The sequence below is a fragment of the Tardiphaga sp. 813_E8_N1_3 genome, assembly GCF_051811025.1.
Lineage (GTDB): Bacteria > Pseudomonadota > Alphaproteobacteria > Rhizobiales > Xanthobacteraceae > Tardiphaga.
On record NZ_JBPWQE010000001.1, the window covers coordinates 4,742,614 to 4,754,654 of the forward strand.

General features: G+C 61.8%; 12 protein-coding genes. 3 read left to right on the forward strand and 9 right to left on the reverse strand.

What is annotated here, in order from left to right:
• Positions 1–234 precede the first annotated feature (234 nt).
• From otnK to ltnD, 3 genes are read right to left on the reverse strand one after another with little or no spacing between them, the layout of a single operon-like run.
• Positions 235–1,512, reverse strand: coding sequence for a 3-oxo-tetronate kinase (gene otnK / locus AB8A33_RS22500; protein WP_439094792.1), 1,278 nt, complete (start codon positions 1,510–1,512; stop codon positions 235–237).
• Positions 1,509–2,291 carry a 2-oxo-tetronate isomerase gene (gene otnI, locus AB8A33_RS22505; protein ID WP_439094793.1) on the reverse strand — a complete coding sequence of 261 codons (783 nt, stop codon included), beginning with the start codon at positions 2,289–2,291 and terminating at the stop codon, positions 1,509–1,511. The genes otnK and otnI overlap by 4 nt, the downstream gene beginning before the upstream one ends.
• Positions 2,292–2,308: 17 nt before the next feature.
• The gene (gene ltnD / locus AB8A33_RS22510) at positions 2,309–3,241 is read right to left on the reverse strand and encodes an L-threonate dehydrogenase (RefSeq protein WP_439094794.1); all 933 of its coding nucleotides are present in this window, start codon (positions 3,239–3,241) and stop codon (positions 2,309–2,311) included.
• A gap of 133 nt (positions 3,242–3,374) precedes the next feature.
• Here ltnD and otnC point away from each other — a divergent pair, with 133 nt between their 5' ends.
• Complete coding sequence (gene otnC / locus AB8A33_RS22515; protein WP_439094795.1) at positions 3,375–4,040, forward strand: 3-oxo-tetronate 4-phosphate decarboxylase; 666 nt, start codon at positions 3,375–3,377, stop codon at positions 4,038–4,040.
• A gap of 21 nt (positions 4,041–4,061) precedes the next feature.
• Here otnC and AB8A33_RS22520 read toward each other — a convergent pair whose 3' ends face one another.
• From AB8A33_RS22520 to AB8A33_RS22545, 6 genes are all read right to left on the reverse strand, one after another.
• Positions 4,062–4,766 (reverse strand): ABC transporter ATP-binding protein, encoded by a 705-nt coding sequence (locus AB8A33_RS22520; RefSeq protein ID WP_439094796.1) that lies wholly within the window; start codon positions 4,764–4,766, stop codon positions 4,062–4,064.
• Complete coding sequence (locus tag AB8A33_RS22525) at positions 4,750–5,484, reverse strand: ABC transporter ATP-binding protein (RefSeq protein WP_439086464.1); 735 nt, start codon at positions 5,482–5,484, stop codon at positions 4,750–4,752. The genes AB8A33_RS22520 and AB8A33_RS22525 overlap by 17 nt, the downstream gene beginning before the upstream one ends.
• Positions 5,481–6,464, reverse strand: coding sequence for a branched-chain amino acid ABC transporter permease (locus tag AB8A33_RS22530; protein ID WP_170849756.1), 984 nt, complete (start codon positions 6,462–6,464; stop codon positions 5,481–5,483). The genes AB8A33_RS22525 and AB8A33_RS22530 overlap by 4 nt, the downstream gene beginning before the upstream one ends.
• Positions 6,464–7,297, reverse strand: coding sequence for a branched-chain amino acid ABC transporter permease (locus tag AB8A33_RS22535; protein ID WP_439096009.1), 834 nt, complete (start codon positions 7,295–7,297; stop codon positions 6,464–6,466). The genes AB8A33_RS22530 and AB8A33_RS22535 overlap by 1 nt, the downstream gene beginning before the upstream one ends.
• Before the next feature lie 258 nt (positions 7,298–7,555).
• On the reverse strand, positions 7,556–8,806 hold the full coding sequence (locus tag AB8A33_RS22540; RefSeq protein ID WP_439094797.1) for an ABC transporter substrate-binding protein: 1,251 nt from the start codon (positions 8,804–8,806) through the stop codon (positions 7,556–7,558).
• 81 nt (positions 8,807–8,887) lie between these two features.
• Entirely contained in the window at positions 8,888–9,706 is an 819-nt protein-coding gene (locus tag AB8A33_RS22545; protein WP_439094798.1) for a putative hydro-lyase, read from the reverse strand.
• A 119-nt stretch (positions 9,707–9,825) separates the two neighbouring features.
• Here AB8A33_RS22545 and AB8A33_RS22550 point away from each other — a divergent pair, with 119 nt between their 5' ends.
• Together AB8A33_RS22550 and AB8A33_RS22555 are read left to right on the forward strand one after the other, a co-directional pair.
• The gene (locus AB8A33_RS22550; protein ID WP_439094799.1) at positions 9,826–10,743 is read left to right on the forward strand and encodes a LysR family transcriptional regulator; all 918 of its coding nucleotides are present in this window, start codon (positions 9,826–9,828) and stop codon (positions 10,741–10,743) included.
• A gap of 41 nt (positions 10,744–10,784) precedes the next feature.
• Positions 10,785–12,032 carry a Zn-dependent hydrolase gene (locus AB8A33_RS22555; RefSeq protein ID WP_439094800.1) on the forward strand — a complete coding sequence of 416 codons (1,248 nt, stop codon included), beginning with the start codon at positions 10,785–10,787 and terminating at the stop codon, positions 12,030–12,032.
• Positions 12,033–12,041 lie beyond the last annotated feature (9 nt).

Genomic DNA, 12,041 nt, shown 5'->3' on the forward strand with positions numbered 1-12,041 from the left:
GACAAAATAGCTAACGCGCGAAGCCTCACTGCAATTCACTTCGGCGGTATTGTTAATTGTTTCCGGGCCGCCGTGGCGTCTGCACAACAGTTTTAGGCTTAAAGAGACGCTATTACGGCCCACGGCGCCGAAGATGTCACGGACCGGTCAAGATGAACTATCTGTAATGCGCGCGGCGAGAGCAACGCCCTGCCTATTCGGGCAGCCTGTCGCCCCTGGATTGGGCGACACCCATTATGTCATCAGGGCAAGCGCATCTTCAAAAAAAGCCGGTCCACCGAAATTGCCGGACTTCAGCGCCAGCAGCATCTGGCGCTCCGCCGCACCGACGGCGCGCAACACCGGCACACCGGCGGCGATTTCCTCACCGACCAGAAAACCCGGAATGCCCAAACGATCCACAACGGCACCGGAGGTCTCACCGCCAGCCACCACGAGGCGTTGCACGCCGGCCCGGACGAGACCTTCAGCGAGATCGGCCATCGCCTGCTCGATGGCATGCCCCGCGGCATCGCGGCCATGGCGCTTTTGCAGCGCCGTCACCTGATCCGGCGTCGAACTGCTGGCGATCAGGACCGGCCCCTTGGCCAACCGCTCCTTCGCCCAACCGAGTGCGCGCTGCACTTCGGCACCGCCAGCAATCACCTGCTCGGGATCGAGATGCAGCACCGGCATCACCTGTTCGGCGCGCGCGATCTGCTGCAGCGTCGCCTGCGAACAACTGCCAGCCAGACAAGCTGCAGCGCCGCCCACAGGCGTGTCCTTGATCGAGGTCACCGCATTCGGCTTGACGCGGCCGGACGCAACCAGTGCACGCGCGAGACCAAGGCCCATGCCGGATGCACCGACAGAGACGCGATGACCCAGGGCGACCGCACCGATGGTTTCCAGGTCGCTGGCGAACACAGCGTCGATGATCGCCGCGCCAAAGCCACTCTCCGACAGCCCGTCGAGATGCGTCCGCACCACATCGGCGCCGCAGGCGACAACTCCGAGATCGACCAGCCCGATATTGGTCGCGCTCTGGCGCGCCAGCACGCGCACCAGATTAGAGTCGTGCATCGGATTGAGCGGGTGATCCTTCAGCGGGCTCTCGTTCAGCGGCACCGAGCCAACGAACAGATTGCCCTGATAGACCGTGCGGCCGGTCTCGGGGAATGCCGGCGTCACCAGCACGATATTGTCACCGGAATCGATCCGCAACGCGTCCATCACCGGGCCGATATTGCCGGCATCGGTGGAGTCGAATGTCGAGCAAATCTTGAACAGCACATGATCCGCGCCACGGCTGCGCATCCATTTTTCGGCGGCGCGCGATTTCTCGACCGCCTTGCTGGCCGCGATCGAGCGGCTCTTCAACGACACGACAACGGCATCGACGTCCGGCAACTGCAGATCATCAGCAGGAATGCCGATGGTCTGCACGGTGCGCAGACCGCAGCGGGTCAGCGTGTTGGCCAGATCGGACGCACCAGTGTAGTCGTCAGCTATGCAGCCCAGCGCCAGCGTCATGCTTTCACTCCGGCATAGGGCTTGAACCAGCCGAGTCCTGCGACCGTATCACCGGCAGGCCGATATTCGCAGCCGATATAATTGTCATAGCCGATCCGATCGAGTTCATCGAACAGGAACGGATAGTTCAGCTCCTCGCCGGACGGCTCGTTACGCGACGGCACGCTGGCGATCTGGATATGCCCGATCCACGGCAGCATCTCGCGCAGCCGCATCGTGACGTCACCGTGAATGATCTGGCAGTGATAGATATCGAACTGCAACCCGAGATTCGGAATCTTCATGTCAGCGATGATGTCGCGCGCGAACATAAAGTCGTTGAGAAAATAGCCGGGCACGTCGCGCGGGTTGATCGGCTCAATCACCACGTCGACGCCATGTTCGCCGAGAAAATTCGCGGCCCATTCAACGGATTTGCGGAAGGCCGCAACGGCCTTCGGATCCTTGCGATCGGCGAGACCCGCCATCATGTGCAGGCGGCGGACATTGGTGGCCAGGGCGTAAGGCAGTGCCGTGTGAATGCTCTGCCGGAGCTCATCGAACTTGTCGGGACGTGCGGCAAAACCCTTTTCGCCGGCATTCCAGTCGCCCGGCGGCAGATTGAACAGCACCTGCTTCAAGCCGTTGCGCTCGAGCCGTTCGGCGATCGCTTCCGGTGGATGCTCATAGGGAAACAGGAATTCCACCGCCGTGAAGCCGGCCTTGGCCGCTGCATCAAAGCGATCGAGGAAGGCATGTTCGTTGAACATCATGCTGAGATTGGCAGCGAAGCGGGGCATCGATCGTCCTCGTGTTCTTAATTCGGTTCGCCCGGCAGCTTGGTACCGGTGACCTTGGCATACATCCGCGCCACCGAGGCATCGTCATCGCGGCCCATGCCGGAGGCCGAGGTCATCAGGAACATCTGCAATGCCGCAGCCGAGACCGGCACCGGGAATTTGGCGGTTCGTGCCATGTCCTGGATGATGCCAAGATCCTTGACGAAGATATCGACCGCGCTGCGCGGCGTGTAATCGCCATCGAGCACATGCGGCATGCGATTCTCGAACATCCAAGAGTTGCCGGCGGAGGCGGTGATCACCTCGTAGACCTTGCGGATATCAAGACCCTGCTTGGCCGCGAAGGCGATGGCTTCCGAGGCGGCGGCGATATGTACGCCCGCAAGGAGCTGGTTGATCATCTTGAAAGCGGCGCCCTGCCCGGCGGCATCACCGAGTTCGTAGAGCTTGGCGGCCATCGCATCGAGCGCCGGCCGCGCCTTGGCAAAGGCAGCCTCGCTGCCAGAGGCGAGAATGGTGAGTTCACCCTGCGCCGCGCGCTGTGCACCGCCGGAGATCGGGGCATCGAGGTAATGTCGGCCTGTGGCTTCGAGATCCCCAGCGAGACGGCGGGCGACATCGGGATCCATCGTCGCGGACGATACGAATACCGCACCTTTCGGCAGTGTTTCGGCAACGCCATCCGTCCCAAACAGGATGGTCGCCGTCTGCGCCGCATTGACGACGACGCTGATGACGATATCTGCGCCCTGCGCTGCGCCGGCCGGGGTATCAGCGCCCTGCCCTCCGTCAGCCACGAAGCGCTTCACCGCATCCGCCGAGACGTCGCAGCCGGTCACCGTGAAGCCAGCCTTCTTGAGCGACAGGGCCATGCCATAGCCCATCGACCCCAGACCAATAACGGCGACGCGTGATTTCTCAGAACTTGGTTTTTCAGATGCAGGTGACATGCGGCAATTCCCTAGGGGTCCTCGATGGCCAGCTTGAGGCGGCCTTGCCTCTCGGTAACACGGCTTGGCCATCATGCCAAAGCGTGGGAAAAAGCATCACGAGGAAATGCCAAGAAAAGACCGAGGACATCCGGTGACTGACACAAAGCTACGTGAAGAGATCTGCCGGCTCGGCCGCTCGCTGTTCGACCGAGGGCTGACGCCGGGCTCATCAGGCAATATCAGTGTGCGCTGCGATGATGGCGGCTGGCTCGTGAGCCCGACCAATGCGTCACTGGGCTCACTCGATCCGGCCCGGCTGTCGCGCCTCGGCAGCAACGGCCGCCTCATATCTGGCGATGCACCGACCAAAGAGGTTCCGCTGCATACGGCACTGTATGAGACCCGCAGCGCCGCCCGCGCCGTGGTGCATCTGCATTCGACCCATTCGGTGGCGGTGTCGATGCTGCCGGAGATCGATCCCCGCGCCGCGCTGCCGCCGATGACGCCCTATTACCTGATGAAATGCGGCGCGACGGCCCTGGTGCCGTATTATCGGCCGGGCGATCCGGCGGTCGCCGATGCCATCAAGGGCCTCGCCGGCAAATATTCATCCGTGCTGCTGGCCAATCACGGCCCGGTCGTGTCCGGCGACACTCTGGAGGCGGCGGTCTACGCCATCGAGGAACTCGAAGAAACCGCGAAGCTCTATCTGCTGCTGCGCGGGCTCAACCCGCGGCACCTGACGCCGGCGCAAGTGAAGGACTTGGTGGCGACGTTCGGGCTGGTGCTGCCGGATCATGATGGACATGGGCACTAGTCGCCCACGTCCTTCGACAACTTACAGCCCCAGATAAGCCTTCCGCACATCCGGATTGGTCGCGATCTCCGACGCCTTGCCCTGCATCTGGACGCGGCCGGTCTGCAGGATGTAGGCGCGGTCGGCGATCTCCAGCACTTCGGCCATGCGCTGCTCGACGATCAGCACGGTCATGCCGGTGCTGCGGATCTTGACGACGGCCTGGAAGATCTCATCGACCAGCTTCGGCATGATGCCCTGCGAGGGCTCGTCGAGCATCAGGAGCCGCGGCCGGGTCATCAGCGCGCGGCCGATGGCCAGCATTTGCTGCTCGCCCCCGGATAGTGTCTCGGCGCGCTGCTCAAGCCGTTCCGACAGACGCGGGAACAGTTCGAACACCAGCTTCAACGGCTCGTCGCGGTCGGCCTTACCGCGATACATGTAACTGCCGAGCCGGAGATTGTCGTGCACCGACAGCCGCGGAAACAGCCGGCGGTTTTCCGGCACATAAGCGAGGCCCCGCGCCGTGATGAGATGCTGCGCGATGCCGTTGATCTGCTCACCGTCGAAGGTGACGGTGCCCGAACGCGGACGCTCTGCGCCGGCGATGGTCTTGATCAGCGTCGACTTGCCGGCGCCATTGGCGCCGCAGACAGCGACGATCTCGCCCTTGGCGACGTCGATGGTGACGTCCGAAATGGCGACCAGCCCCTGATAGGCGGTGGTGGCTTCACGCACCGACAGCATGACGATCCCCGAGATAAGCGCTGATGACTTCCGGATGCCGCACGACATCGGTGGGTTTGCCCTCGACAAGCTTCTTGCCGAGATTGAGCACGATGGCGCGGTCGACCAGCGGCATCACGATTTCCATGACGTGTTCGACCATCAGCACGGTGACGCCGGTCTCGCGGACCTTGCGCACCAATGCCACGCCGGACTGCGCCTCAAGTGGCGTGAGCCCGGTAAGACACTCGTCGAGCATCAGGAGCTTCGGCTCGGTGGCCAGCGCACGCGCGACTTCAAGCCGGCGTTTCTCCGACGGAATGAGATCGCGCGCGAGCTTGTCGGCTCGCGGGGCGAGGCCGCAGAACTCGAGCACCTCATGCGCCTTGCGGCGAGCGTCGCGCATCTTGTCATTGCGGATCAACGCACCGACAATGACGTTGTCGATGACCGTCATCGTCTCGAAGCTCTTCACGACCTGGAACGTGCGTGCAATGCCGAGCGCGCAACGCTCGGCCGCGGGTAGGCTCGTGACGTCCTTGCCGTCGAACCAGATCGTTCCCTGCGTCGGCGGCAATACGCCGGCGATCAGGTTGAACAGCGTGGACTTGCCGGCACCATTCGGGCCGATCAGGCCGACGATCTCGCCAGTACCGACCGAGATCGACACGTCGCTATTGGCGATCAGGCCGCCGAAGCGCTGCCAAACACCGCGGGTCTCTAACAGAGGCGCACTCATTGCGGCACTCCCTTCGAGGCCGGGCGGCGCGAGAACAGGCCGATCAGACCATCTGGCCGCGCCAACGAGATCACCACAATCACCGCACCATACAGAATGAGATCGACGCCGCGACCGGAGCCGCCGATGAAGGAGCGCGTGAGCTCAGTCATCGGGATCAGGATGACGGCGCCGAGCACGGGTCCCCATAGCGTGCCGATCCCACCTAGCACCGCCGGCAGCGCCATCAGCAGCGAGAACTGGAAGGTCATGACGCTTTCGGGATCGATATAGGAGACGAATTGCGCGTAAAACGCGCCGCCGATCGCGGTGAGGAAGGCCGATACGGCAGCGGCGCCCATCTTGGAATTGAACACCACGACGCCGAGGCTCTCGGCCGCATCGGGATTGTCCTTCACCGCGCGCCACCAGAAGCCCCATTTGGAGTCTTCCAGCCACCAGGTGATGAACCAGGCGACGCAGCAGAACACGAGGGCGAAGTAGTAGAAGGGCAGCTTGCTGCGGGTGAACTGGAACTTGGCCCAGCTATCGCCGCGTACCGGGATGTCGATGCCGAGCGCCGCACCCGCATAGTCCCAATTGTGGAACAGCAGGAAGCCAATTTCGGCGATGACGATGGTGGCGATGACGAAATAATGGCCGCGCAGGCGGAAGGTCGGATAGCCCAAGGCGAGCGCGATCAGCGCGGAGATGATGCCGCCGCCGAGCATGCCAAACCACGGCAGCACGCCGAATTTGGTGAACAGCAGCGCCGTCGTATAGGCACCGAGGCCGAAATAGAGCGCATGGCCGAGCGAGATCTGGCCGCAATAGCCGCCAAGGATATTCCAGGCCTGCGACAGTGCCGCATACATCAGGGTCAGCACCATGATGTTCTGGACATAGACGTCCTTGACGAAGAACGGCACGCAGGCGGCAATGGCTGCAAGCGCGGCGGCGAGGATGAGGTCGCGGCGGCGACGTTGGGTAAAGCTGTCCATCAGATCGATCCGAACAGGCCGCGCGGCCGGACAAAGACAACGAGGAGATAGACGGCATAGATGCCGACCGATTTGAGCGACGGCGGCAGGATCATCGCCGTGGTCGCCTCGACCAGACCGACGATGATGCCGCCCGCGAACGCGCCGAACACGCTGCCAAAGCCACCGAGCGCCACGGTGACGTAAGCGATCAGCGCAAAGGACGCGCCAACGTCGGGATAGATGTAGAAGAAGATCGCCATCACGCCGCCGGCGAGACCGATCAGCGCGGAACCGAGGCCCCAGCCGAGGGCAAACACCTTGTTCTTGTCTATGCCGACCAGCGCCACGGCACCGGCATCCTCACGGGTCGCTTCGAGCGCGCGGCCGAAATCGGTCTTCTTCATAAAGAAGTAGAGGGCACCGAAGGCGGCGATCGAGATCAGCGCGCCGACCAGTTGCGGCACCGGCAGAAACACGCCGAAGATCGAGATGGTCTTGCCGCCGAGGAACGATGCCGGGATGCTGCGATAATCCGGGGTAAAGAAGAACTGCGCGAGGCCGCGCATCAGGATCGCGAGGCCGAAGGTCGCAAAAATTTGCACCATGCCGATATTGGCCTTGGCCCGCATCGCAAACCGTATGACGACAAGATAGATGACTGCGCCGAATACGAACATGCCTGCGGCGACAATCGGGATCGACAGCAGCGGGTCGACAGCCCAGAACATGAACAGGAAGAAGGTGAGGTACATCGCCAACATCAGGAATTCGCCATGGGCGAAGTTGGTGACGTCCATCAGGCCGAAGATCAGCGCGAGGCCGACCGCAAGCAGGCCGTAGAGCAGCCCCATCAGCAATCCGCTGGCAAGGCTCTGGATGATGGTCGCGGCGGTCAAAGGCTTCCCCTTCTCAAGTCGTCAGAGCGTGGCGATAAGACGCCAACACTCTCAGATGTCATCCCCGCCTAGCACGCCGGAGGCGTGCGAGGAGCGGGGATCCATAACCTCCGCCGTCACGATGAGCGACGGCGGAGAGGCTATGTCCAGACCAATTCTTCGGAGCGTATGGGTCCCCGCTTTCGCGGGGACGACACCGAGTATGAGACTGCCTTACGGCATCGGCCAGATCGCATCCGCCACGGCGGCCTGCGGCGGGAAGATGGTGACGAACTTGCCGCCATTATACTGCAGTAGCACCGGGTCGGCGTTGTTGTTCTGGCCCAACTCGTCGAACTTGACCTTGGCCCACGGCATGATCGTGCTTTCGCCCGGCATGTCGGTGGCGACCAGCGCTTCGCGGATCTTCTCGCCATCGGTGGACTTGGCGCGGTTGATGGCATCGGCCATCACGATCAGGCCCATGAACTGGCGCGACGAATAATCGTTGAAGTCCTTGCCGGACTTCTCCTTGAACATGTCGTTGATCTTGCCGACCATCGGACGCTTGGCGGCGAGATCGAGCGAGAAAGAACCGCGCGAGATCACGCCCGGAATCTTGTCGCCGACCGCATCATACAGCGCCTTCTCGGAGAAGCCGGCGTCCTGTGCGACGATGTTCTTGGCCTTGTAGCCGAGTTCGCCCATAGTCTTGATGAGCAGGATGCCATCGGTGGTGTAGCTCGAGGGCATCAGCACGTCGGCATTGGCAGCCTTGAGCTGCTGCACTTCGGCAGTGAGTGACGGCGAATTGGCGCGATACTTGATGTCGGCGACGATCTTGTAACCGCGGTCAGCAGCGAGCTTGAGCTGTGCGTTGGCCGAGTCGGTACCGAAAATGGTATCTTCGTGGAACAGCGCCAGCGTCTCGATCTTCTGGCCCTTCTTCTTCAGTGCATCGAAGAAGTCGAACATCGCGGTCGAGAACATTTCGTCATGCGGAGCGGCGCGGAAGTAGTACTTCAAACCACGACGATGCAGGCTCGGCGACGAGTTATCGGCCGACAGGAACGGGATCTGGTACCGTTCACAGATCTGGCTGACGGTGACGGCGACGGCGCTCTGGTAGGTACCGACGATGGCCGAGACCTTCTCCTGGGTGATGAGACGCTCGGCTTCAGCGCGGCCCTTCTGCGGATCAGCCTGATGGTCGGCGAATACGAGACGCACCTTGGCGCCACCAAGACCGGAGAAGCCTTCGCCCTTCGCCATCGGCAGCGCGAAATCGTAATCCTTGTTGATGATGTCGGCAGCCGTTTCGAAAGCCTTCTGCGCGTCGACGCCGATCTGCGCGCTGGCGCCGGACAGCGGATAAATCACGCCAATCACAACTTCCTTGACCTGTGCGCGCGCAGGCTTGGCGAGAGGCAGCAGCGCAGCGGAAGCAGCGCCTCCGAGCAACACGTTTCGGCGAGAAATCGTCATGTCTTTATCCTTTGTGACCGGCGGCTATCGATGAAACTAATCAAGGTTACGGTAAAGCCCGAAAGATCGGCAAGCTGCTTCTTATAAAACAGCCAAATGCTTATTCTTCAGGTCCGTGACGAGCATGACACCCGGCGCATGCGTAATAGCGAACGGCACACGCGCTGCAGCAATGACGGCTTGCGGCGTCACGCCACAGGCCCAGAACACCGGGATCTCGTCATCGTTGATGTGCACCGCATCGCCGTAATCGGGCTTGTTGATATCCTTGATGCCGATCGACTGCGGCAGACCCAGATGTACCGGCGCACCGTGCACGGCCGGAAAACGCGAAGTGATCTGCACGGCACGGATCGCATCGGCGGGCTTCAGCGGCCGCATCGACACCACCATCGGCCCGGCGAAGGGACCTGCGGACTTGCATGGAATGTTGGTGCGATACATCGGCACCAGAACATCCTGCTCGATATGACGGATCGGCAGGTCATCGGCCATCATGGCTTCTTCGAACGAATACGAACATCCGATGACGAAAGACACGAGATCGTCGCGCCAGTACTTGGTCACCTCGTAAGGTCGATCGATCGCCTCGCCGTCCTTCCAGACGACATATTGCGGAATGTCAGTCCGGATATCGAGATCGAGACCGAGGGCGGGAATGCTGGGATTGCCCACATCCGACATGCCGATGATCGGGCACGGCTTCGGATTGAGCTGACAGAAGCGATGAAAGGCTGCGGCCTGGGCTTCCGGCAAGATGACCAGATTTCCCTGGACGTATCCGGGAGCGACGCCGGCGGTGCTGCCATATTTGCCGGCGCGATATTCGCGGCGAGCGACCACGCTGGGCAAATCCGAGGATCCATCGTCGCTTTGCTGCGCTGCCGAAGAAATAGCCATCTTGGTGCCCTGCCTAATTCTGCCTCGACACGCACTGAAACTCAGGGCTAGTATAATGTCTAATCGTTGTTTTTAATCAGCATACATAAATTCTACTTATCGAAAGCCGGATTGTATCCATGGCGGACTTCAAGGCGCTGGAGACCTTTCTCTGGGTCGTCAATCTCGGCAGCTTCCGCGGCGCCGCCCAGAAGCTCAACACCACCCAGCCGGCGATCTCCCAACGCATCGCGCAGCTTGAGCACGAGATGGGTGTCCGGCTTCTGCAGCGTGACCGCCGTATCGCCTCGCCGACGCCGGCCGGACGGCAGATGCTGGTCTATGCCGAAAAGCTGATCGGCCTGCGCTCGGAGATGATGGCGGCGGTTGGCGATCGCTCGGCAATGCGCGGCGTGCTGCGGCTCGGCGTCGCCGAAACCATCGTCCACACTTTGCTGACGCGGCTGATCAAGCACGTCAACATCTCGTATCCGAATCTGTCGCTCGAAATCGAGGTCGACATCACGCCGAACCTGAACGCGCGGTTGCAGGCACAGGAGATTGATCTCGCTTTTGTGCTCGGACCGCTTTCAACATCCAACATTCGCAACCGTGTGCTGTGCGACTACCCCGTCGGCTTTCTCGCCAGCCCCTCACTCGGGCTCGGCAATGATCTGCTCTCGATCCATGACCTCGCGAAATTTCCCATCATCACCTTCTCGCGCAAGACCCGGCCCTACGAGATCGCGCGCTCGCTGTTCAACCGGCCCGACCTGCCACCGATCCGGCTGCACGCCAGCGCGTCGCTGTCTACCGTGATGCATATGGCGATTGAGGGCTTAGGCATCGCACTGATCCCGACAGCCATCATCGAGAACGAACTCGCGGACGGACGGCTGCAATTGCTCAATACCAACCTGCAGCTCCAGCCGCTGACATTTTCGGCAAGCTGGCTCGCGTCACCCGACACGGCCGCGATCGAACTCGTCGCAGGCATTGCTGCGCAACTGGCGCAGAACAGCCCATTGGTTGACGAGCCGGCATCGTCGGGTCATTGAAAAGCTGGCCTCTTCAACACAAACTTCTCGGGACAGACCGCATGACCAAGCTTGGCGACAACCTCAAAATCGATTCCGCGCGGCTCTGGGATACGATCAACGAGACAGCGAAATTCGGCGGCACGCCGAAAGGCGGCGTACGACGCCTGACGCTCGGGCCTGAAGACAAGCTGGTGCGCAACTGGTTTCGCAAAGCCTGCGAGGATGCCGGCCTGGAGGTGCATGTCGACGCCCTCGGTTCGATGTTCGCGCTGCGCAAGGGCCGCGATATGTCGAAGGCACCGATCGGCGTCGGTTCGCATCTCGATACCCAGCCGACCGGCGGCAAGTTCGACGGCATTCTCGGCGTGCTTGGCGCACTCGAGGTCGTCCGCACGCTGAATGATGCCGGCATCGAGACCGACATGCCTATCTGCATCGCCAACTGGACCAATGAAGAGGGCTCGCGCTTTGCGCCGGCGATGATGGCCTCCGCCGCCTATGTCGGCGACTTCACCACCGACGATATTCTGTCGCGCAAGGACATTGCAGGTGTCACCGTTGGCGAAGCGCTCGACGAGATCGGCTATCGCGGCGACGTGCCGGTGGGCACGCAGAAATTCTCCGGCTTCGTCGAACTGCATATCGAGCAGGGCCCGATCCTGGAGGCCGAAAGCAAGACCATCGGCGTTGTCGATTCCGGCCAGGGCGTGCTGTGGTTCGACGGCAAGATCACCGGCTTCGAGAGCCATGCGGGTTCGACGCCGATGCCACTGCGCAAGGATGCGCTAGCAACTTTGTCGGAGATCGTGCTGGCCACTGAACGTGTCGTCAGCAACATCGGCGCGCTCGGCACCATCGGCGAAGCCGTGATCGCCAATCCGTCGCGCAACGTGATCCCCGGCGAGATCGCCTTCACTATGGATCTGCGCAGCGCCGACGCCGGCAAGCTGGACGCCATCGAGAAAGGCGTACGCGATGCCATCAAGGAGATCGCCGCGCACCGCAAGGTCGACGTCGCCTTCGACAAGGTCTGGCACAAGCCGCCGACGCACTTCAACAAGGACTTCGTCGATGCGGTTGAGACCGCTGCGACGTCGCTCGGCTACTCGCACCGTCGCATCACCTCTGGCGCCGGCCACGACGCCTGCAACCTCAACAACATCATGCCGACGGCGATGGTATTCATCCCGAGCAAGGACGGCATCAGCCACAACGAGCTGGAAAGCTCGACGCAGGAAGATTGCGCCGCCGGCACTAATGTATTGATGCATACGGTGCTGGCGCTCGCCGGCGTCGCATCGAAGTAACGAGAGACA